The sequence below is a fragment of the Bombella saccharophila genome (genome assembly GCF_026385475.1).
Lineage (GTDB): Bacteria > Pseudomonadota > Alphaproteobacteria > Acetobacterales > Acetobacteraceae > Bombella > Bombella saccharophila.
This window is the reverse complement of sequence record NZ_JANIDW010000001.1, coordinates 762,795-785,339: the sequence shown is the minus strand read 5'-3', so window position 1 is coordinate 785,339 and position 22,545 is coordinate 762,795. Positions and strand designations below refer to the sequence as shown.

At 52.7% G+C, this 22,545-nt stretch carries 17 protein-coding genes and 1 tRNA gene; 14 read left to right on the top strand and 4 right to left on the bottom strand.

Annotation, left to right across the window (positions count from 1 at the left end; all coding sequences use genetic code 11):
* Nucleotides 1-13: 13 nt before the first annotated feature.
* Nucleotides 14-2,806 carry a phosphoenolpyruvate carboxylase gene (locus NQF64_RS03500; RefSeq protein WP_266106468.1) on the bottom strand — a complete coding sequence of 931 codons (2,793 nt, stop codon included), beginning with the start codon at nucleotides 2,804-2,806 and terminating at the stop codon, nucleotides 14-16.
* Nucleotides 2,807-3,019: 213 nt separating this feature from the next.
* On the opposite strand from NQF64_RS03500, the gene NQF64_RS03495 reads away from it, so the two are divergent.
* The 8 genes from NQF64_RS03495 to NQF64_RS03460 all read left to right on the top strand — a co-directional run bounded on the left by NQF64_RS03495 (nucleotide 3,020) and on the right by NQF64_RS03460 (nucleotide 10,342).
* Nucleotides 3,020-4,276, top strand: coding sequence for a DUF445 domain-containing protein (locus tag NQF64_RS03495; RefSeq protein WP_099027153.1), 1,257 nt, complete (start codon nucleotides 3,020-3,022; stop codon nucleotides 4,274-4,276).
* Nucleotides 4,277-4,389: 113 nt separating this feature from the next.
* The gene (locus NQF64_RS03490) at nucleotides 4,390-4,884 is read left to right on the top strand and encodes an SUF system Fe-S cluster assembly regulator (RefSeq protein ID WP_099027264.1); all 495 of its coding nucleotides are present in this window, start codon (nucleotides 4,390-4,392) and stop codon (nucleotides 4,882-4,884) included.
* Nucleotides 4,859-6,340 carry a Fe-S cluster assembly protein SufB gene (gene sufB / locus NQF64_RS03485; protein WP_099027152.1) on the top strand — a complete coding sequence of 494 codons (1,482 nt, stop codon included), beginning with the start codon at nucleotides 4,859-4,861 and terminating at the stop codon, nucleotides 6,338-6,340. Before NQF64_RS03490 ends, sufB begins: the two co-directional genes overlap by 26 nt.
* A 3-nt stretch (nucleotides 6,341-6,343) precedes the next feature.
* On the top strand, nucleotides 6,344-7,114 hold the full coding sequence (sufC, locus tag NQF64_RS03480; protein ID WP_266106467.1) for a Fe-S cluster assembly ATPase SufC: 771 nt from the start codon (nucleotides 6,344-6,346) through the stop codon (nucleotides 7,112-7,114).
* On the top strand, nucleotides 7,111-8,313 hold the full coding sequence (gene sufD / locus NQF64_RS03475) for a Fe-S cluster assembly protein SufD (RefSeq protein ID WP_266106466.1): 1,203 nt from the start codon (nucleotides 7,111-7,113) through the stop codon (nucleotides 8,311-8,313). Before sufC ends, sufD begins: the two co-directional genes overlap by 4 nt.
* Entirely contained in the window at nucleotides 8,303-9,514 is a 1,212-nt protein-coding gene (locus tag NQF64_RS03470; RefSeq protein ID WP_266106465.1) for an aminotransferase class V-fold PLP-dependent enzyme, read from the top strand. Before sufD ends, NQF64_RS03470 begins: the two co-directional genes overlap by 11 nt.
* A gap of 85 nt (nucleotides 9,515-9,599) precedes the next feature.
* Entirely contained in the window at nucleotides 9,600-9,971 is a 372-nt protein-coding gene (locus NQF64_RS03465; RefSeq protein WP_370513593.1) for an SUF system Fe-S cluster assembly protein, read from the top strand.
* Between the two features lie 14 nt (nucleotides 9,972-9,985).
* Nucleotides 9,986-10,342 carry a HesB/IscA family protein gene (locus NQF64_RS03460; RefSeq protein ID WP_099027147.1) on the top strand — a complete coding sequence of 119 codons (357 nt, stop codon included), beginning with the start codon at nucleotides 9,986-9,988 and terminating at the stop codon, nucleotides 10,340-10,342.
* A gap of 12 nt (nucleotides 10,343-10,354) precedes the next feature.
* Here NQF64_RS03460 and NQF64_RS03455 read toward each other — a convergent pair whose 3' ends face one another.
* From NQF64_RS03455 to NQF64_RS03445, 3 genes are all read right to left on the bottom strand, one after another.
* Nucleotides 10,355-11,653, bottom strand: a complete 1,299-nt coding sequence (locus tag NQF64_RS03455; RefSeq protein ID WP_266106464.1) for a class I SAM-dependent RNA methyltransferase — start codon at nucleotides 11,651-11,653, stop codon at nucleotides 10,355-10,357.
* Nucleotides 11,650-13,881: a DEAD/DEAH box helicase gene (locus tag NQF64_RS03450; RefSeq protein WP_266106463.1), complete on the bottom strand. Its 2,232-nt coding sequence runs from the start codon at nucleotides 13,879-13,881 to the stop codon at nucleotides 11,650-11,652. The genes NQF64_RS03455 and NQF64_RS03450 overlap by 4 nt, the downstream gene beginning before the upstream one ends.
* Nucleotides 13,882-14,060: 179 nt before the next feature.
* Nucleotides 14,061-14,504: a hypothetical protein gene (locus tag NQF64_RS03445; protein WP_266106462.1), complete on the bottom strand. Its 444-nt coding sequence runs from the start codon at nucleotides 14,502-14,504 to the stop codon at nucleotides 14,061-14,063.
* 59 nt (nucleotides 14,505-14,563) lie between these two features.
* Between NQF64_RS03445 and NQF64_RS03440 the strand changes: the two genes are divergently transcribed.
* From NQF64_RS03440 to lon, 6 genes are all read left to right on the top strand, one after another.
* Nucleotides 14,564-16,009, top strand: coding sequence for an NAD(P)H-hydrate dehydratase (locus NQF64_RS03440; protein WP_266106461.1), 1,446 nt, complete (start codon nucleotides 14,564-14,566; stop codon nucleotides 16,007-16,009).
* Between the two features lie 159 nt (nucleotides 16,010-16,168).
* Nucleotides 16,169-16,253, top strand: a tRNA-Leu gene (locus tag NQF64_RS03435).
* A gap of 67 nt (nucleotides 16,254-16,320) precedes the next feature.
* Nucleotides 16,321-17,649 (top strand): trigger factor, encoded by a 1,329-nt coding sequence (gene tig, locus NQF64_RS03430; RefSeq protein ID WP_266106460.1) that lies wholly within the window; start codon nucleotides 16,321-16,323, stop codon nucleotides 17,647-17,649.
* Nucleotides 17,650-17,809: 160 nt separating this feature from the next.
* Nucleotides 17,810-18,454, top strand: a complete 645-nt coding sequence (locus NQF64_RS03425) for an ATP-dependent Clp protease proteolytic subunit (protein ID WP_099027142.1) — start codon at nucleotides 17,810-17,812, stop codon at nucleotides 18,452-18,454.
* A gap of 33 nt (nucleotides 18,455-18,487) precedes the next feature.
* Nucleotides 18,488-19,753, top strand: a complete 1,266-nt coding sequence (clpX, locus tag NQF64_RS03420; RefSeq protein WP_099027141.1) for an ATP-dependent Clp protease ATP-binding subunit ClpX — start codon at nucleotides 18,488-18,490, stop codon at nucleotides 19,751-19,753.
* A 164-nt stretch (nucleotides 19,754-19,917) separates the two neighbouring features.
* Nucleotides 19,918-22,488 carry an endopeptidase La gene (gene lon / locus NQF64_RS03415; RefSeq protein WP_266106459.1) on the top strand — a complete coding sequence of 857 codons (2,571 nt, stop codon included), beginning with the start codon at nucleotides 19,918-19,920 and terminating at the stop codon, nucleotides 22,486-22,488.
* Nucleotides 22,489-22,545 lie beyond the last annotated feature (57 nt).

Here is a 22,545-nt window from a genome sequence, read left to right as displayed (position 1 = left end):
CATTATAAGCGTGTTAGCCAAAGCAATGGTTTGCATGCATGATGGCGATGCCAACCTCACGAAGGAGGTCAAACGCCTCTTGCAGCGGTTGGAAGATCTCCCGATGTTCGCGTGCAAAGCCTTGGGCTTCTCCCGCCCCGCCGGGTTCACCGAAGTCGAGGTCGGCAATGCTGGGGGCAGAGATGGGGAAAAGATCATCCAAGAGGCGCAAGGCCCGTGGGACATCGAGGCAGAGAATCAAGGTGGTGATGGCCTCACGCGTGAGGCCGCCACGCGGGCCGAAATAGGGGATCTGGGTGCCTAATGTCCAAATCCGTTCCATCAAAGCGAAACGGATGACATGGAGGAGTTTTTCTTCAACCTCCATGCGGGGTGTTTCTGGCCAGGCGGAACGTAGAGCAATATCCTCCCGTTGAATCCGGCGGAAAAGGGCGGGCACACTCTTCCAGAATTCTAGCTCCTCCAAGTCGCGCGCGATGCTGAGGAAGTGCATACGGTCATCGGCATTATCGCATTCTGTTGCGCGGTTGAGCCATGTGCCGGGGTCAAGCTGATGGATGGTCGCACGCAGGACATCCAGGTCCGAATGTTTAAGAGCTTGGATTGCGAAATCCATAAGCTGGCGAAAACGGGGAGATTTATGCCGCAATTGCTCAAATTGCTCGCTATGACGCCGTGCTGCGCCCCCAAGGCCATGTAGCACATTGGCCCACCAGCCAAGTTGTTGGAGGATGGCGTTATTAGGGATAGCGCGAATTTGGCTTGGGTGCGTAATACGCGTCACCCGCGCTGTATCGGATTGACGGGCAGAAGGGCGGGAGCCTGTTTTATCCACCAAAGCGGGGCCAAAAGCACTTAGGAGGGCTGTATAGCCGGGGTCATCCACCAAATCCCCCATCTTTAAAGCGATGGTGGAGAAGAAATCCATCGCAAAATCAGGCCTGCTAAAGAGGGGGTCTTTTAAAGCAATAGGGTCGATTGGCTCATGTTGAGCAGCGACAAACTCCGCTAATGTGGCGATGGTAGAGGCAGCAAGCTTAGCCGTGCCAAAGGGAAGATACCCATCCCCCCCTTGGAAGGCCGTTTCCACCCGGCTGGTGATACCGGCCTTTTTTAACGCTTGGCGGGTATTAGCGGGGGAGAAATAATCCAACCGCTCTTTAAGGCTGAAAGGATGCGCCCCACGGCCAATGCTCTCACCATGTGTGTCGAACATAGTGAGGGCGATGTCATCCAGCCCGTGTTCTTTCATAAGCTCTAAGGTGCGTAGCCGTAGCCGCTCGACCATTGGCCCTGCTGCGAGCTGGCCGACATACCGGCCGGAATCGGAATAACCAAATTGCAGCGAGAGCCGCCCATTAGCACGGAGATAAGCCCGCCAATGGGGAGAGCGGAAGGCTTCCTCAAGAATCTCTGCCCCATTTTCGAGAGCTGTTTCAGTCTCAAAGAGGGGAGATATTTCGATTTGCTCATCCCGAATCCCAAAGAGGCGCGCTAACCACAAGGTCGCAAGCAGCGTATAGCCGCTCTCCGTTTCTGCAATGAGGAAGCGAATGGGCGATCCGGAATCAATATGTTTGAGGATCTGCGCCATCGTCATCATCAAACGCGAGGCGGCACTTGGTTCAACCAACAAGGCCCCGAAATCAATCGCGAGGGGTTTGAGGTTATCCATCGCAGCATCAATATGGGAGAGTAAAGCCCGGCGATGGAAGGGGAGTGTTGGATCGTCCGTCAACCCTAAACGCGTGCGTGCGACATTATAAATCTGCGCAGCATTGAGGCGGGTATGGATATGGGAGATACCAAGACCGTGATTGAGAAAGCCAGCCCGGATGACATCAAGCTCTTGAGCCGTTGCATCATCCAGCTTGGCACGCTCTGCTTGGAAGAGCGGGAGCAAATCTTCCGCATGAAGCAAGGCCGTCTCGCGCAATGAGATGAGCTTGTGTGAGAATTGAACAATCTCTTCTGGCGTTAAGCTTTTCCCCGGGATGGAGCGTGGGCAGGCATCGCGTTGCTGCACAGTGGCCATAAGGGCCGCAAGAACGCGCTCCCCAAGAGGGGAATCGTGCAGTCCAATCTTTTTCAGCCCCTCTAAGAGGCGTTCTAGCTGGGCGATTTTAAGGCCGAGGCGGATGCGGATTGTATCCCACCAGCCAATATCATTACGTCCATCAGTATCAAATCCTACCCAGCTTGCGAGTTTGATAGGGGCGGGATTTAGGTTCTTGACCTCTGGCCAACGCTGACGTGCTGCTTGGAAGATGTTTTTGGCGAGGACATCCAATGCATCGCGTCCGCGCGTGATGGCGGCAAGGGCGAGGGCTTGTTCCTCATCCAATGTGGGAGGGGCAGCACGGCGATGGGTCGGCAGGATGGGGAGAGGATGGGCCGGGTCCTCCGCACATTGGGCGAGAAGGTCGTACACATCATTGGCTAAAGCAAAGGTGGGATGGGCTGTAAAAACGGCAGAAAAACCCGTTATAGCGAGGTCATCCGGCGTTTTCGCATGGGCTACAAGCTGCTCTGCTACATGGCGTAACCGTTCGGTAGGGGATGCCTCCGCCCCGTTTTGCTCTAAGCCGATATAACGGCGCAGGGCGGCAGCGCGTGTTGTGAAGTTGCGGTCCCGTAATAGACGGATCGCCTGTTTGATTGTCTCATTCTCTCCTGGAGCACTTATTTTTTCCGCTAATGTAATAATGAGGCTGGAGAGGTCATGCGGCTTATGTGTAAGCGTAGCCGCGTAGGATTTAATCAGTTCGGCAGGCGATGCGTCAGTTGGGGAGGCGCAATCTGGCATGAGGAACAGTCTCGCTTGTGTTCATTTGTGGTTATTAGGTAGGGAAGGCTTACTTCCCCTTCTAACGTGATTGTTCCTGTATAGGCGGAATCGTGCTAGAGAGCCAAGCATTGATAAAAACTGTTGCGTACTTACTTTAAGGAGCGAGGATAAGCCCCTCCGTTTTAATAAGCGTGGGTTTTATCAAGGCTTTAGGAGGGGGTGACCGTTATCATGTCCGTTCCACAGCGGAAAAATCGGGTCTCTCTGAGTGCGACATTGTTGCTGGCAGGAGCCTCCGGCGTGGCAATTATTAGCCGGTTGAGCCTATGGCAACATCTATATGGCACACCATTATGGTTGGACATGCTCCAAGCTGGTAGCCAAGCTGGTGTGGTTGGTGGGGTTGCTGATTGGTTTGCCGTGACGGCCTTATTTCGCCATCCTCTAGGGCTGCCTATCCCGCATACGGCTATCCTTCCGCAACGCAAAGCACAGCTTGGGAGTGCTTTGGGGCGGTTTATGGTGGAGCATTTTCTCACAAAAGTGGAGGTGATTCGCCTATTAGAGCAAGTTGATCTCCCTGTTTTGTTAGCGCGCTTTTTGCAAAAGCCAGAGATCGAGAATCAAATCCTAAGATATTTACGCAACCTGACCCCAGCGATTTTAGAGCGTATTGGTGATGGGCGCGGTAGTTCGTTTTTAGTGACGTTATTTCCTACGCTTTTAAAGCGTGAAGATGTCACAGCCTTAGTGTTGCGTGGTTTTAAAGCGTTAGTGGATGAGGAGATACATCAGGAGGTGTTCTCCTTTTTTCTTGCCCAGTTAAAGGAGTTTGTCACAACGCGAGAGGAGGATTTACGGAGTTTTGTAGAAAAACGGGTAAAGGAGCAAGGTGGGCGATTAATTGGTTGGGCTGTGGGAACGTCTATTGCAACACAAGTGCTTGCGGCATTACGGGCCGAGTTAGGACGTGTGGACCCTATGGATTCCGACTTAAGGCATGGCTTTACCCGATGGGTGCGCACAAAGATTCAAGAATTAGAGGACGATCCACAAGGCGCGCATGACTTGATGGAGAGCATCACAGCCTTTTTCTCGCATGAGAGTGTGAAGGAATGGAGTGGGAGCCTATGGCAGCGTTTACGTATAATGGTCGAGGATGATAGCGCGCGCGATGATGGGTTGAGCATGCAGGCTTTACGCACAATGTACCGGCAATTTGTTGAGGCCTTGTTACAGCGGACGGCATTATCCACCCGTATGAATCATGCCGTACAACAAATGGTTGTAAAGGCTTTGCCCGCTATGCAAGATTATACATCAAACATGATAGAGCGCGTGATTACAGAATGGGACGCGAAGAGCCTTTCTGCCCGGTTGGAAGCAGGCATAGGGCGTGACCTCGCTTATATTCGTGTGAATGGCACCGTGGTGGGTTTTGTGGTAGGAGCTTTGTTAGAAGCTTTGTTGGTTTGGCTGGTACCATAGCCTAAAAAACCCAAGATAAAGCTTGACCCTCGGGAAAATATAGGCCACCTCCTTGAATACGGACCGTGCAGGTCTTAAATAAAGAATCGTAACAGAGGTTGTGGGTTTTCACCGTGCTGAGATTATCCAAATTGGCTGACTATGCGACTGTCGTCCTTGTAAGGTTAGGGGGGCGTGGGACTTTGGCCACAGCTGCTGCCCTAGCACAAGAAACGGGCGTGCCAGAGCCAACCGTAGCGAAGCTTTTAAAAGGGCTTGCTGCTGGTGGGTTGGTTGCTTCCTTCCGTGGTGCGCGTGGGGGATATCGTTTGGTTGATGAGCTAAAGGATATTTCTATAGCGCGTGTGATTACAGTTGTGGACGGTCCTATTCGCGTTACAGCTTGTTGTGATGGGCGGGAATGTGCGCATGAGGAGACCTGTGGCCTCTCTGGGCAGTGGGATACGGTAAATCAGGCGGTGCGGCAGGCGTTGGAGAGCATTAGCCTTGCCGATATGGCCAACCCAGAGTGGAAGTGTAATCCGCCCTCTGCCACATCGGCAGAAGCGACAATGCGTGTATCTGAAGGACAGGGAGGATGCCATGCCGGCTGTGTCGGAAACTCGTGAAGCTGTCGAGAAACTGGCGAAGTCCAATTATGAATGGGGCTTTGAGACAGATGTGGAGATGGACCTCGCCCCTAAGGGACTGAATGAGGACATCGTCCGGCTCATCTCTGCACGGAAGAAAGAACCGCAATGGATGTTGGAATGGCGGTTAAAGGCGTTTCGGTCTTGGCAGGAGATGAGCGAGCCAAATTGGGCGAAGGTGAAGCACCCTCCCATTGATTATCAAGATGCCCATTATTTTGCTCAGCCTAAAAAGAAGCCGGGGCCTAAAAGCCTTGATGAGGTGGACCCCGAACTGCTGAAAACTTACGAGAAGCTCGGCATCCCCCTGCATGAGCAAGAGATGCTCGCTGGTGTTGAAGGGGCCGGACAAAAAACGCCCGTTGCCGTTGATGCGGTGTTTGATAGCGTCTCTGTTGCGACGACCTTCCGTAAAACATTGGCCGAAGCGGGAGTGATTTTCTGCCCAATTTCTGAGGCGATTATTGAGCATCCAGACTTGGTGAAGAAGTATCTCGGCACGGTTGTGCCAGTGGGGGATAATTTCTTCTCGGCGTTAAACTCAGCTGTTTTTACCGATGGTTCTTTCGTCTATGTGCCTAAAGGGGTACGTTGCCCGATGGAGCTATCCACTTACTTCCGCATTAATGCTCGTAATACTGGGCAGTTTGAGCGGACCTTAATCATCGCTGAGGACCGTGCCACAGTGTCCTATCTGGAGGGCTGTACAGCCCCGCAGCGTGATGAAAATCAGCTTCATGCTGCTGTTGTAGAGCTTGTGGCGATGGAGGATGCCTCCATTAAATATTCCACAGTGCAAAACTGGTATCCCGGTGATGAGGATGGCAAAGGCGGTATCTATAACTTCGTAACCAAGCGGGGGATTTGCAAAGGCGATCGCGCCCGCATCTCGTGGACGCAGGTAGAAACAGGCTCTGCTATTACATGGAAGTACCCTTCCTGCATTCTGGCCGGTAAAGGCTCAGTGGGGGAGTTTTACTCCGTTGCCGTAACAAATGGTCATCAACAAGCTGATACGGGTACGAAGATGATCCATCTCGCCCCCGATACACGCTCTACCATTGTGGCAAAGACAATTTCGGCAGGGAAGTCCGATAGCACGTATCGTGGTTTGGTGCGGATGCAGCCAAAGGCACGCAATGGGCGGAACTTTACGCAATGCGATAGCTTGCTTATTGGCGACCAATGCGGGGCGCATACAGTGCCTTACATCGAGAGCCGCTCTATGAGTGCGCGTGTCGAGCATGAGGCCACAACCTCCAAAATCTCTGAGGACCAGCTCTTTTATTGTCGCTCCCGTGGTTTTTCCGAGGAGGAAGCTGTGGGGCTTATCGTCAATGGTTTTTGCCGGGAAGTGCTTAAAGAGCTGCCAATGGAATTCGCTGTGGAAGCGCAGAAATTGCTTCAAATCAGCCTAGAAGGAAGCGTGGGGTAAGGTATGAGTGAGTTTCTAAAAATTGAGGGGCTGAAAGCCCAGATTGATGCTGATGGCACCCCAAAGGAGATTCTAAAGGGCCTAAGCTTGGAGATTCCCAAAGGGGAGGTTCATGCCATTATGGGGCCGAATGGCTCTGGTAAATCCACACTCTCTTATGTTCTGGCAGGGCGTGAGGATTACGAAGTTACGGCAGGCTCAGCGCAGTTTAAGGGGCAAGATTTATTAGCTTTAGAGCCAGAAGAACGCGCTGCTCTTGGTATGTTTTTGGCCTTTCAAGCTCCGGTGGAATTGCCGGGGGTAAATAACGCTAACTTCTTGCGGACCGCCGTTAATGCCGTGCGCAAGGCCCGCGGGGAGGAGGAGTTGGATGCTGTAAGCTTCCTCAAACTCGTACGGGCAGAGACAAAGCGTCTCTCCATGTCGGATGAGATGCTCAAACGGGCCGTGAATGTCGGCTTCTCCGGTGGTGAGAAGAAGCGTAATGAAGTGCTGCAAATGCGCTTATTGAAGCCTTCCTTAGCCATTTTGGATGAGACAGATAGCGGTTTGGATATTGATGCGCTGCGTATTGTGGCAGAGGGGGTTAACTCCCTGCGTGGGCCGGATTTCTCTTCTTTGGTGATTACTCATCATCAGCGTCTTTTGGATTACATTGTGCCAGACTGTGTGCATGTGATGGCCCATGGGCGTATCATCCATAGCGGTGGGCCAGAGGTGGCCAAATTGCTGGAAAAACAAGGCTATAAACAGTTTCTTGAGGCCGCAGCGTGAGTGAGAATAAGGCAGCAGCTTGGCAGGCTCTAACGGGTCGTGCTGGGGAGCGTGCAGCCCTGCTCGGTACGGAGGGGCTGCCGACAAGACGAGTGGAAGCATGGCATTATACGCCGCTGCAATCGCTTAATGGGGTGGCATGGCAGGCTGCTCCTGCGTTGGGGGAGGCGCACATTAAGCAGAGCGTGGCAGAGCTAGACCTCCCTCAGCATGATGGGATTTTGGTTTTTGCCAATGGGCAATTCTGCCCTGCATTGTCCCATCTACCTGCTTGTATGGAAGTGCAAGAATATGGTGATGGGGCCGCTGTACCGCGCTTGCTAACAGGGCGTTTTTCAGCGGGATTGAATGCTGCTTTGCGTCAGCCGGGTGCGCGGTTGAAGGTCCCCGCTGGGCGGGATGCGGGTTTGGTGATTATGGTCAGCCTCACCGAGGGCGAGGATGTCTCCACCCATTTGCACCATAGTGTTACCTTAGCAAAAGGGGCAAAGTTGACTTTGCTGGATATTCAGCTGGGGACTGGGCGGTATCTGACAAACCCGCAAATGGATGTTCATTGTGCGGAGGAGGCTCATTTCAGCCATATCACGCATCAAAAAGAGAGCCCCCTTGCAGCACGCCTTGCGATTGCTGGGGCCAAGATTGAGGAGCGAGGCAATTATGATAGCTTTACCCTCAATCAGGGTGGAGCCTTAGCGCGGCAAGAGGTTGTTAGCCAGCTCAATGGGCCGTTTAGCAATACGAATGTGAATGCGATTCAGCTTGTGGATGGAGAGCGGCTGAATGATCTTTCCTCTATGATTCATCATGCCGCACCGGATTGCACATCCCGCCAAACGGTGCGGACAGTCCTCTCCGAGCAAGGGCAAGGGGTCTTTCAGGGTAAGATTTTGGTGGACCCAATTGCCCAAAAGACGGACGGGTATCAGATGAATCAGGCCCTGCTTCTCTCTGAAAAAGGGCAGATGAACAGCAAGCCAGAGCTTGAGATTTATGCTGATGATGTCAAATGCAGCCACGGGGCGACTGTGGGGGCGTTGGATGAGGAGCAGCTTTTTTACCTACGCTCGCGCGGTGTGCCAGAGGCGCAGGCGCGTGATATGCTCGTACAGGCTTTCTTGCTAGAGACGGTAGAGCTCGTAGAGCATGAGAGCCTCCGTCATTATTTGCTAAAGGCATTACCCGGCCATGTTGGATGATGTACGCGCCCAATTCCCCATTCTTTCAGAGACGGCACATGGCCGCCCGCTTGTCTTTTTAGATAGTGCGGCCTCGGCTCAAAAGCCGGAATGTGTCATCGAGGCTATGGGGCATGCGGCGCGGCATTGTTATGCGAATATTCATCGCGGCCTTTATGATATGAGCGAGCGGACCACGCAGGCTTATGAGGCCGTGCGTGATGATGTGGCGCGCTTCCTTAATGCAGCGGACCGGCGTGAGATTGTCTTTACAAAGAATAGCACAGAGGGCCTTAACCTTTTGGCTCATTCCTTAGGCAATCAGCTAAAACCTGGCCAAGCGGTGCTGATTTCCGCCTTGGAGCATCATGCGAACATCGTCCCGTGGCTTATGTTGCGAGAGCGGTTGGGTATTGAGCTGCGCGTTGTACCGCTTGATGCTGCGGGGGATATTGACCTTACCGCTTATGAGGATTTGCTGCGTGATGGCCGTGTGGCTCTTGTCTCAGTCACGCATATGTCCAACGTGTTGGGGACCATTACACCGGCCAAGCGGCTTGTGGAGCTGGCCCATCATTATGGGGCAAAAATCATTTTGGATGGCTCCCAATCTATCGTGCATCGCAAGGTAGATGTGCAGGCTCTTGGTGCGGATTTTTTTGTCTTTACGGGGCATAAATTATATGGCCCGACTGGTGTTGGCATTTTGTGGGGTAAGCTGCCTTTGCTGGAGGAGATGCCGCCTTTCCTAGGGGGCGGGGATATGATTCGCTCTGTCTCTTTTAAAGTAGCAACATGGGCGGATGCGCCGCATAAGTTTGAGGCTGGGACGCCCGCTATTTTGGAGGTGCTCGGCCTTGGGGCGGCTATTCGCTTTGTTGAGAGCATAGGGGCTGAGCGGATAGAAGCGCATGAGCGTGAGTTGGTGGCTTATGCGCAAGAGCGGCTTGAAGGGCTAGAGGGTGTTCGCATTATGGGCCGCCCTGTAGAGCGTGGGGGGGTGTTCTCTTTCCAAGTGGAGGGGGCTCATCCGCATGATTTGGCTGTACTGCTGGACCAACAGGGCATTGCCATCCGTGCGGGGCAACATTGTGCCGAACCATTGATGCATGAGCTTGGCGTGCAAGCGACAGCACGTGCTAGCTTTGCTATCTATACAACATGTGATGATATAGACGCTCTGGCACACGGGATTGAGCGTACGCGTAGCTTACTTGCGTGAGGGTGTTATGACAGGCGCAGATGACCAGATGATGAATGATTCCACAGCCCCTCTGGTAGGTGAGGCGACTACGCCTACAGGAGGGATGCCCCTGCCTACGCAAGAGGAGGCTTATGCGGGGGAGGAGGAGCTTGTCCCCCCACCAGTGGATGCGCCCCCACAGCAAGATGAAGTCATTGCTGCGATTGAGACGGTCTTTGACCCGGAAATTCCAGTGAATGTGTATGAGCTAGGGCTGATTTACACGATTGATTTGCATGATGATGGCCGTGTGGATATTGAGATGTCCCTTACCGCGCCTAACTGCCCTAGCGCGCAAGAATTACCCCAGATGGTCCGTTACGCTGTTCTTTCCGTCCCCACGGTGAAGGAAGTGACCGTTAAGGTCGTGTGGGACCCGCCATGGGATATGAGCCGGATGAGCGATCAGGCCCGTTTGGCCTTGAATATGTTTTAAACAAGGGGAATATCATGACAGAAATGCCCAAGAAGCGTTCTTTACCACCCTTGATGAGCTTAACAGATAAAGCTGCTACCCGTTTAAAAGCCCTTTATGAAGGGGCAGAGCAGGGTAAGCTTTTGCGGATTAGTGTTGGTAAGCGCGGTTGCTCTGGCATGTCTTATGAGATGGATTTTGTCTCTGAGGCCACAGCAGGGGATGAGCGCGTTGAGGACCATGGCTTGACGTTGCTGGTGGACCGCAAGGCCACTTTGTTCCTCATCGGTACTGTGATGGATTATGAGGTGAAGGAGCTTGAATCAGGATTCACCTTTACCAATCCTAATGAGAAAGGCCGGTGCGGCTGCGGGGAAAGTTTCCACGTTTAAGCGGTATAGAGATTAGCTTTGCCGTGCTTTTCTCGCCTTGCGGATGCGTTTGGGGTCGCGCGAGAGTGTTAAGACGGCCTCTACGTCGCTTGACCATAGGAACTGGTCAATCACATGCCATGAGAGCAAGGCGAACCCAGCTTTGTGGAGGGCTGGAAGTTCTTTCTCCAACGCTGCAGGGCTGCAACTTACATAGATGATGTCCTGCACAGTCGAGCGTATAAGCGAGGCGAGTTGCTTGCCCGTCCCTGCATAGGGTGGGTCCAACACAACAACGCGTGCCTGATTAAGCTCGGTTGGGAGGAGAGGTTGGCGGTTTAAGTCGCGCTCTGTTCCCTCAGCGCGACTCCCATGCGTGGCTGCGCGTAACGCGGATATAGCCGCTTTATCGCCTTCATAGGCTTTCACAAAACCATGCTGTGCGAGGGGGAAGGTTAATGTCCCACAGCCTGCATAAAGCTCAATAATGCGGTCTTTACGGTTGAGGGGAGGCAGCCCTGCTAATACGGCTTCGCAAATAGCGGCCTCACCCTCGCTACTGGCTTGGAGGAAACTAGCGGGGGGCGGGGTGACTTTTACACCCCCAAAATGATGAAAAACGGGGCCATTCTGGGCAGCAGTTTCCATCATTTTGCCGGGGGCAGGCCGCCATGTGATGCGTGATATATGGTGCGCACGCGCAAAAGCTGCGAGTTTTTCACGGTCTGAGCCGCTCAAAGGGGCGGGGGTTTCTAAGGTGAGGTCTGGTCCGCTTTCGAGCAGATTAATCGCTAAAGCTCCCCGGCCTGTCAAAGCCCCTAATGAGGCAAGGCATGTACGCAATGGGGGCAATAGAGCGAATAGTTCTGGCCGGATGAGCGGACATTCCGTCATATCAACGGGGTCCCCACCGCGTTCATGTAAGCCGAGAATAACCCCACCGGGCACGCGTTGCAGGGCCACATCCAGCCTTTGGCGGCTATGAGGTGGGGTTTGATACATTATGGGGGTGGGGAGGTCGGTAAAGCCACTTTTGGTTAAAGCGTGCTCTATGTGCTGGGCCTTCCAATGTAGGAGGGCGGTAGGCTCCATATGTTGGACGGTACACCCCCCACAACGGCCTGCAAGGCTACAAGGGGGGACAACACGCTCCGGGGCATAATGATCCCACCCCAAAAGCTCTACTGATTCGTGATGAAAACGTAGATGAAGCTGCTCACCGGGCAATGTGCCGGGGATGTAATAGCTGCGTCCTTCGTAACGCACCATCCCATCGCCTGAGCGGCCTAGCTGCTCGACCGTGAGATGGCATTGCTGGGAATCCCCCCTCATGAATCAGAAGGTTCATGCGGCTCTGGCAGATAGCTGACCTTCATAAAGGCAGGGACGTTCTCACCAAAACCATCCTGCATGCCATTTGTCTCTGGCACAGGGGGGAGCAGCTCCGCCCGACCAGAGCGTTTATGGTCATGCTTACGCGCCTCAGGAAGAAGAGCGCGTGAAGCTTGCTTCTTCGGCGGTGTGGGTTGCTCGTCCGTTTTTGCCTCTGGGGCGCGTTTGTTGCGCCCTTGGCGGGTATTTTTCGCCCCATCTTTTTTATGAGATGGTTTCGCCTCATCCTCGCCGCGCCATTGCAGGGAGGGGAAATCCTCAACCTCTATAGCTTCAATTTTCTTACCGGTGAGGGCCTCAACAGCTTCGAGCAGCTTTTGCTCATCAGGCGTGGCGAGGCTATAGGCGATTCCTTCCTTCCCTGCGCGGCCTGTCCGACCAATACGGTGAACATAATCCTCCGCATTAAAGGGGAGGTCGTAATTCACAACATGGGAGAGCCCGCCAATATCAATCCCGCGTGCTGCAACGTCAGAGCAAACAAGAATGGATAACTCACCGGAGCGAAAACGCTCTAACGTATCAAAACGCACATCTTGGGCGAGGTCACCATGGAGATGCCCTACAGAGAACTTCTGTTTAGTGAGGTAATGTTCTAGGGAATCAACATCGCGCTTCCGGTTGCAGAAGATAATGGCATTTTGAACATCATCATGGCGCAGTAAGGCGGAGATAGCGCGGTTTTTATCCCGTTTCTCGACAATGAGCAGCCCTTCAGTAATCGTGCTGGCAACAGAGGATTGCCGCGCAATGGTGATTTCCTTCGGGTTATTGAGGAAATTATCCGCTAAGCGGCGAATCTCCGGGGCCATTGTCGCAGAGAAAAAGAGCGTCTGACGCTGGCGTGGGAGGAGGCTGACAATGCGCTCAATATCAGGGATGAAGCCCATATCTAGCATACGGTCTGCTTCATCAATAACGAGCGTGTCCGTTTGTGTAAGCAGCAGCCCGCCGCGGTCGAACATATCCAGTAAACGCCCCGGTGTGGCGATGAGTACATCTACCCCACGATTAAGAATATCGCGTTGTTCATTCAGCTTCCCCCCGCCGATTAACAGAGCGTGGGTTAGGCGGAGATGTGCCCCATAAAGCTTGAAGTTCTCTGCTACTTGCAATGCTAGTTCCCGCGTGGGCTCCAGAATGAGCGAACGCGGCATACGCGCTCGTGCGCGGGATTTGGAGAGCTTCTCTAAAAGAGGCAGCGTGAAAGAGGCTGTTTTACCCGTCCCTGTTTGGGCAACCCCCAGCACATCACGCCCTGCTAGAATTGCCGGCGTGGCAAGAGCTTGGATAGGCGTTGGGTGAGTATACCCCATGGCCTCAACAGCTTTAAGAATAGGGGCTGATAAGGCAAGGTCTTGGAAGCGCGGACGGCCTTCCTGCTCCGCATCCTCATGATGAGGAGTGTCTTTATGCTGCGATGAAGACGCTGTGACGGGCTGTGTCTCGGTCTGTTCAGCAGGTTTATTGGTGTCTGCACTCTTAGTGTTGCGCGTACTTGCCCGCTTCCGCGTAGTAGTACGGGGCTTTGTCTTTGGTGTGGTAGAATCGCCATCTGCTATAGCCTCATCGGCTGGTGCAGTGGCTTTTGATTCAACCGCTTTTTTACGGCGTGTACGCTGCGTTTTGGGGGCTGGAGCCTCGTCCGCATCCGTCACTTCAGGCTCAGAGGCTACGGGTTTTGCTTTGGCGCGGGTCGTTCTTTTACGCGTAGCCGGTTTGGCTTTGGCCTCGCCGTCGTCCGTGGTGGTAGGGGCCTCATCTGCACTCACCGCCTTACGGCGTGTCCGTTTAGCGGGCTTTTTTTCAGGCTCGTCAGCAAGAACGGTCTCTTCCGCTGCGGCAGCTTTGGTTGTACGGCGGCGGGTGGGTGTTTTGCGTTTTGGCGTCTCTGCTGCAGCTTCAGTCTCAATAGAAGCATCGGCTCCACTCTCTGTCTCAGCAGGAGTGACGGCCTTTTTGCGGCTTGTCGTCGTGCGGCGGCGCGTGGGTGTTTTCTTGGGGGCAGTAGGGGCAGAGTCAGGCTGTAACTCAGGCTCGTCGTCTGGCGGGTTTATCTTGTTTTCAGCCGTGGCTTTGGCTGCTTTGGTACGCGGGGAGGACGTTTTCCGCGTGCGGCTTGTGCTGCTGCGGGTTTTGGACGGACCAGAGGAGGTTTTGCTACTCAAATGACTCTCGGACTATTATCGTTACAGCTATGGCCGTCCGGCACCCCGTCGGACAGCCTCACGAGCACCCGAGGAGAGGGTAAACCACCATCCCCGATATGCGTTTCCCGTTTGTTATCTGTAAAAGCCATTCTTGGCAAGGGAATGGCTTGGCTGTTTATAGTCAAAGTAAAATGTTTTTAAACAACGCCACCTATTGCGCCAGAAATGATGGCAATAATGCCACAAATAACCATAAGAGCAGCCCGACGATGCAACGCTGTAAAGAGCTGAGGCTGAGGCCGAAGCGCACGACGTGCCGTCCGCAGGGGGCCAAAATTCATGCTCAGGAAGATGATGATCATCAGCAGGCCACATAGGGCCATTAGGTGATACGGCCACGGCAAATGCCCACCTACATGGATGATGAGTAGAATGCCACTAAGGATAGCAAGAGGAACAACATGCCATAAGGCCCGCAGAAAACGGCTATAGGTTTGGAGCAAAACTGTGCTGGCTTGTTGGGCGTCCAGTAAACGCGTGGTGCGGCGTGTTTGTAGGCAGAAAATAGCCCCACCGAGCCAATAGGTGATACAAAGAAGATGTAGGGCTAATACAAAGCCCCAAAGCAGAGAGCTGGTCATAGGTCATCCATTGTTGTGTAATGAAGTGATCGGCTATCTTATAGAGAGAAGATCGCGTTATGTCCTGTCTTTCTCACCAAAGTTTTTCATCATTAGCTCTTTTATTGCCAGATGAAACCCGTCGGATGGACCAAGCCATGGAGGCGATTCTCCCTGTGATTATGGAGCGTGCAGGCATGATGGCCGCACGGCTAATCCGCCAGCACGTAAAGCCCTGTCGTGTTGTGGTGGCGTGCGGGCCGGGGAATAATGGTGGGGATGGCTATGTGCTGGCACGGCATTTGCTCTCATGGGGGTGGCCGGTGCGTGTTGCGATGACGCAGCCCCCTGTTGAGGGCAGCTTGGCCCAGAAAATGGCGGCGCGCTGGCATGGTGATGTGGTCGATTTTACCTCGGAGGAAGCGGCAAGGGCGGAGTTGGTGGTGGATGCCGTCTTTGGGGCCGGGGTGAATCGGCCATTACCGCCTCTTGTAGAAGCCTTTTTTGCAGCGGCACCGCGCATTATTGCCATTGATGTTCCCTCTGGTCTTGATGGCGCAACGGGCAGCTTGATGGGGCAGGTAGCACCATGTGCTATGACCATTGTGCTTATTCGCAAGAGGCCGGGGCATTTGCTTTTGCCGGGACGTTCGGTTTGTGGGGAGGTGCTGTGTGCTGATTTGGCCATTCCTGAAGCGATTTTAGCTGATACGCGCAGTATAATGTGGGAGAATGGCCCTGCTTTATGGGCGTTACCGCAGCAAGAGCCGCTTGATCATAAATATAGCCGTGGTGTGGTAAGTGTGTGTGGCGGGGCCGAGATGCCCGGTGCAGCCTTTTTTGCCTCTGAGGCAGCACGGCATGTTGGGGCGGGCATGGTGCGTCTGACAGTGCCAGAGACGGCAGCCATGATTTACCGACTCGCCTCTCCCGCCGCGATTGTTGATACCCAATCTTTAGCCGCTGCTTTGGAGGATAAACGGCGGCATGTGTGGGTTTGTGGCCCTGGTTTGCAGCCTGATGAGGTGGGACGCACCCTTCCGTTACTTCAAAAGGAAGGGCGGCAGATTGTTGTTGATGCAGGTGCTTTTTCTTGGGCTGCGGGGAATCCCGAGCGTTTAAAGGGGGCGACTGTTATGACCCCGCATATGGGGGAGTTTGCACGGCTTTTCGGGCCTATTCAGGGGGATCGCTTACAGGCAGCTCGATACGCGGCAAAGCAGTTGAATCTTGTAGTCGTGCTGAAGGGGGCTGATAGCATTATTGCAGCCCCCGACGGTCGGGTCGCGATTAATAGCCACGCCACCCCCGCTTTAGCTGTAGCAGGGGCAGGGGACTTGCTTAGCGGTATTATTGCGACATGTCTCGCAGCGGGGATGCCCGCTTGGGAGGCCGCTGCGGCAGGTGTGTGGATGCATGGAGAGGCAGCACGGCGCGCTGCGGCGGCAAAGGGAGGATGGATTGTGCCAGAGGATATTTTTGGTCATCTCGGCGCAGCCCGTTATAGGGCGTCTCATGGCGCGTAGAGATCACGAAATTAACGCATTATGGGGCCATTTATAGCATAAAAGAGAGATTTGCAGGAATGGCCTCTTGCCGTGGAAGGGTTCATGCGTTAAATCCGCAGGACAATGAAGGCATCGGTTCCTTACGGGGCTGGTACTGGAGATAGCCGTCTGGTTTATGCGGGCGTGGTGAAATTGGTAGACACGCCAGATTTAGGTTCTGGTGGCGCAAGCTGTGGGGGTTCAAGTCCCTCCGCCCGCACCAAGGCACTCTCCGGCTGAAGATACGATGCTGGAGATCCCCCTGATTATAGAGAAGGAATGTCGGATTCATGCAGGTTAAGCCCATTCTCAACGAGGGCCTGAAACGGTCTTTCACAGTAGTTGTTCCTGCCGCTGACCTGCAGGGCCGGTGTGAGGCTCGTCTGGCTGAAGTGAGTCGCGATGTTAAACTCCCAGGCTTCCGCCCCGGCAAAGTGCCAGCAAGCGTTGTAAAGCAGCGTTTTGGTGAGTCTGTTCAGGCTGAGGTGGCTGAGAAGCTGGTGCAGGAGAGTGTGCGTAAGCTGCTAGAGGATGAGGCGATTCGCCCTGCTATGCAGCCGCAAGTGGATGTTGTTTCTACCGGGACAGACGGTAAGGACCTTGAGTTTAAAATCGAGATGGAAGTCCTGCCTGAGATTACCATCCCCGATGTATCTGGCACAAAGCTGACCCGGTATAGCGCGAAAGTTGCTGATGAGGTCGTAGAGAAAGCTCTGCGTGAGGTCGCACAACGTAACCGCACATTTGAGGCGATTGAAGAAAACCGCCCTGCTGTGAAGGGTGATGTGCTGAATGTCAATTTCGTTGGCAAAAAAGAAGGCACACCTTTTGAGGGTGGCACCGCTGATGATGTGAATGTCGAGATTGGTGGTGAGGGTTTCATCCCCGGTTTTGCTGAGCAGATGGAAGGCATGAAGCCCGGTGATGAGCGGGTCATTACTGTGACCTTCCCAGAGAATTATCAGGCCGCTGAGCTTGCCGGTAAGGAAGTGACGTTTGATATTAAAGCAAACGCGCTAAAGAAGCCGGTTGATCCGACTATTGATGATGAGTTCGCTAAAGGGCTGGGCCTAGAGAGTGTTGAGCAAATGCGTAAGCTCATCACCGAGCAGGCCGAGGGTGAGTATAAACAGCTTTCCCGTATGCGGATTAAGCGCGAGCTGTTGGACGCTCTTGCCGAAAAGACCAATTTTGATGCGCCTGAGAGCATGGTAGATGCCGAGTTCGCGCAAATTTGGAGTCGTATTGAGGAAGAGCGTAAGAACGGCACTCTTGATGAGCAAGATGCCGCGAAGGATGAAGACACTTTGCGCGCTGACTATCGCAAAATTGCCGAACGCCGCGTAAAGCTTGGGCTGCTCTTGGCAGAAATCGGCCGTAAGCAGGAGATTCAGGTCTCTCAGGAGGAGTTGCTCTCTGCTATGCAGCAAGAGGCGCGCCGTTATCCGGGCCAAGAGCAAATGGTGTTTGAGTTCTTTACAAAGAATCCTCAAGCCATCGAGAGCCTCCGTGGTCCAATCCTTGAGAATAAGGTGGTTGATTACCTCATTGAGCTTGCTGATGTGACGGACAAAGAAGTCACAGCCGAGGAGCTTGCTGATATGCCGGATGCGGATTAATCGCTACGTTGGATGAAGAAGGGGCAGCCCGCCGCTGCCCCTTTTTTTTGCTCTTGTAGGCGTGCCCCTCTTGTATAGCCTTGCTGCTGTTTTTATCTCCACAAAGACAAATCGTAATGGGCTGTGCTAGGCTAGAGGGAGGTTGTAAAGGAAAATACCTATGGGCATTGAAGATCGTAACCCTTTGGATGTGTTTAATAATACACTCGTGCCAATGGTGGTGGAGCAAACCTCGCGCGGGGAACGCTCATTTGATATTTACTCCCGCCTTTTGCAGGAACGCATCATTTTTCTTACAGGGCCTGTGTATGATCAGGTCTCTTCGTTGATCTGCGCTCAGCTTCTTTATCTTGAGAGTGTTAATCCTACTAAAGAGATCTCATTTTACATCAATAGCCCTGGCGGTGTGGTGTCGGCTGGTTTGGCCATGTATGACACAATGCAATATATCCGCTCGCCTGTGAGTACGGTGTGTATTGGGCAAGCAGCCTCTATGGGCTCTTTGCTGTTAGCTGCTGGTGAGGCAGGGCGGCGTTTTTGTTTGCCTAATGCGCGTGTGATGGTGCATCAACCATCTGGTGGAGCGCAGGGCCAAGCTTCTGATATTGAAATTCAGGCACGGGAGATTTTGCAAATTCGTCGTCGGCTGAATGAGATTTATCGTGAGCATACAGGCCGTGCTTTGGAGGAAATTGAGGAAGCGTTGGAGCGTGACCGTTATCTTTCCGCAACGGAAGCGAAGGATTTCGGATTGGTGGATGAAGTCGTGCTGCGCCACCCAGTAGAGAAGAAGGCCGGTGCCTGAACATACCCGCTAGTACGGGTTTGAGGAGCTGTAATGAGCGAAAAAGAGAGCGATTCTAAAAACACGCTTTATTGTTCATTCTGTGGGAAGTCTCAACATGAGGTGAAGAAGCTCATTGCCGGGCCGACCGTTTTTATTTGTAATGAATGTGTCGAGTTATGCACGGATATTATCCGTGAGGAGCGTGGGGCAAGTCCCGTTACAAATGGGGGGAGTGTACCAACACCTCGTGAGATTTGTGCGATCTTAAATGATTATGTCATAGGGCAAGAGGATGCTAAAAAAGTCCTCTCCGTTGCGGTGCATAATCATTATAAACGTCTCGAACATGCCGAGAAGGTTGGCAATGATGTAGAGATCGGCAAGGCGAATATTATGCTGATCGGCCCAACAGGGACCGGTAAGACCTTGCTTGCTCAGACATTAGCGCGGATTTTGGATGTTCCCTTCACAATGGCTGATGCCACCACGCTGACAGAGGCGGGTTATGTGGGGGAGGATGTCGAGAATATTATCCTCAAATTGCTTCAGGCTTGTGACTATAATGTTGAGCGTGCGCAACGCGGGATTGTCTATATTGATGAGATCGACAAGATCTCCCGCAAAGCTGAGAATCCGTCCATCACGCGGGATGTCTCCGGTGAGGGTGTACAACAGGCCTTATTGAAATTGATGGAAGGGACTGTAGCCTCCGTTCCTCCACAAGGGGGACGTAAGCATCCTCAGCAAGAGTTTTTGCAGGTCGATACTACGAATATGCTCTTTATTTGCGGTGGAGCTTTTGCTGGGCTGGATAAAGTCATCAGCGCACGTGGCAAGGGGAGCGGGATTGGCTTTGGGGCTGATGTACGCTCTGAAGATGATCGTAAGCTCGGTGATATTCTTAAGGATATTGAACCTGAAGATTTGATGAAATATGGCCTTATCCCGGAGTTTATTGGCCGCTTGCCTGTTATTGCTACGCTAAATGACCTCGATGAGGCCGCTTTAGTGCAGATATTAACCGAGCCAAAGAATGCTTTGGTGAAGCAATATCAACGTCTCTTCCAAATGGAAGGGGTGGAGCTAGAGTTTGAAGATGATGCGATTAAAGGGATCGCTGCCCGCGCGATTGAACGTCAAACAGGTGCGCGTGGCTTGCGCTCCATCATGGAGAAAATCCTGATGGGGACAATGTTTGACCTTCCTGGCCGCAAGACGGTCCAAAAGGTTGTGGTGAATCGTGATGTTGCAGAAGGTAAGGCCGAGCCAGTTTATCTCTATGCAGAAAAAGCTGAGTCGGAGAAACTAGCGGACTAGCTGTGGTGCGAAGGCTTAATGGCCTGTGCATTTGTACTTCGTGTGTGTGTGGGTCTTGTTCCTTATGCTTAGATACCCCACATTGATGGTATAGAGTGAAAGCCCCTGCCGTGCCTTGATTGGGCGGCAGGGGTTTGATCGTCCGGTATGGAGATCTTGAAATCATGAGTGATGAGACAAAGACAAAAACTAGCCGCCGAAAAACGACTGATAAGGGTGCTGCATCTGCATCTAGTCGTAAGGCGCCTACACGGCGTGCCCGGCGCGATGGCCCTGTAGGGAAGGCGACCAAACAGGCAAGCTCCGCTGGAGCAAAAACAAAAGCTCAACGGTCAACACCAGTTAAAAAGCCTGTTCTGCCAGTGCTGCCGTTACGGAATATTGTGGTGTTCCCCCATATGATTGTTCCGCTTTTTGTTGGGCGGGAGAAGTCGATTCATGCTCTGAATCAAATGCCAGAGGAGGTGCGGGAGATTATCCTTGTATCTCAGAAGGATGTTGGAAAAGACGAGCCAACGGCAAATGATGTGTTTCGCGTTGGCACGGTGGCGAATGTTCTTCAGCTATTGAAACTTCCAGATGGGACGGTGAAGATTCTCGTTGAGGGTCTGCGTCGTGTTCGTTTGGTCGGGTTAAAAGAGAAAGACGGTTATTTTCAGAGTGCTGCCGAGGACTTGCCTGACAAGCTGGGTGCGCGGAAGGGGGAGCGGGAGGCTCTTGCACGCTCGGCCTTATCGCGTTTTGAAGATTATTCCCGCTTGAACAAAAAGGTCGCGCCGGAAGTACTGGCATCGGTCAGTCAATTAGAGGATCCCTCTCGTTTGGCAGATACTATTGCAAGCCATCTGAATTTACGTATTCCAGAACGGCAAGAATTGCTGGAGATTTTATCTGTTGAGGAACGGCTAGAGCGTGTTTTCGCTGGTATGGAGGCAGAGATAGATGTGCTCCAAGTGGAGAAACGCATCCGCAGCCGCGTTAAGAAACAGATGGAGAAAACACAGCGCGAATATTATCTGAATGAGCAGATGAAGGCGATTCAGAAGGAGCTAGGTGAGGGCGAGGATGGTCGTGATGAGCTTGGCGAGATTGAAGAAAAGATTGAAAAAGAGGGCTTAAGCCAAGAGGCAAAAGAAAAAGCCCGTGCTGAGTTGAAGAAATTGCGCAATATGAGCCCGATGTCCGCCGAGGGCACGGTGGTGCGTAGTTATTTGGATTGGCTTGTAGGCTTGCCGTGGAAGAAACAGACAAAGCTGACGAGATCACTCCAAAAGGCGGAAGATATTTTGGAGGCTGATCATTACGGGCTGGAGAAGATCAAAGAGCGGATTTTGGAATATCTAGCGGTTCAAAGTCGCGCAAAGAAATTAAAAGGGCCGATCTTGTGCTTAGTTGGTCCTCCTGGGGTAGGGAAAACCTCTCTAGCGCGGTCTATTGCGCGGGCAACGGGCCGGAAATATGTGCGCATGTCTCTCGGCGGGATGCGTGATGAATCCGAGATTCGTGGTCATCGCCGGACTTATATCGGGGCTATGCCAGGGAAGATTATTCAGGGTATCAAAAAGGTTGGCGTGAATAATCCGCTCTTCTTACTTGATGAAGTAGATAAGCTTGGCTCCGATTGGCGAGGGGACCCATCTTCTGCATTGTTGGAGGTGCTAGACCCCGAGCAAAATAGTACCTTTGGGGACCATTATCTGGAAGTAGATTACGACCTTTCGGATATTATGTTCATTACCACGGCGAACTCCTTAGATATGCCGCAACCATTGCTGGATAGAATGGAGATTATCCGTCTTTCTGGCTATACGGAGGCGGAAAAGTTGGAGATTGCGAAGCGGCATTTGCTGGCTAAACAAGCCAAAGAGCATAATTTACGCCCTGGCGAATGGCATGTGACAGATGACGCTATATTGGCTTTGATTCGCTCTTACACGCGTGAAGCGGGGGTGCGGAATTTGGAGCGTATGATTGCGCGTCTAGCGCGTAAGGCAGTGCGTGAGATCCTTAGCAGTAAGGTTAAGCGTATAGAGGTTACGCCAGAGACGTTGGAGACATATGCTGGTGTACCTCGTTATCGCCACAGTGAGACCGATAAGGTGGATCAGGTGGGTATTGTGACAGGTCTAGCCTGGACGCAAGTTGGTGGTGAGATTTTAACTATCGAGAGCCTAACAATGCCCGGTAAAGGCAATATTCGCCAGACTGGTAAGCTAGGTGAGGTAATGAAGGAAAGTGTTTCTGCTGCTTTTTCTTACGTGAAATCACGTATGGAAGAGTTGGGAATCGATCCCAAATTGCTGGAGACAACGGATATCCATGTGCATTTACCCGAGGGAGCGGTGCCAAAGGATGGTCCTTCCGCCGGTGCTGCTTTGACGACATCGCTTGTTAGTGCGTTAACGCGCATCCCCATTCGTCACGATATTGCGATGACGGGAGAGGTGACTTTGCGGGGGCGTGTGTTGGAGATTGGCGGATTAAAAGAGAAGCTTTTGGCGGCTTTGCGTGCGGGGATTAAAACTGTGTTAATTCCTGAAATGAATGTGAAGGATCTTGTTGAAATTCCAGAGAATGTGAAGCAAGGTTTAGAGATCATCCCTGTTCATCACATGGATGATGTTCTAAATGTCGCTTTGACGGAGGCTCCCAAGGCCTTACCGGGGGCTCATATAGTGAGTGCGGAAGGCAAAAAAGAGACTCAGAAAGGAATTTCTCGTTCATTTCGTCATTAAGTGGGGGTATTCTTGCCTTCCGAAGGTTGACGCGGGAAAAATCCTCTTCATAGTGCA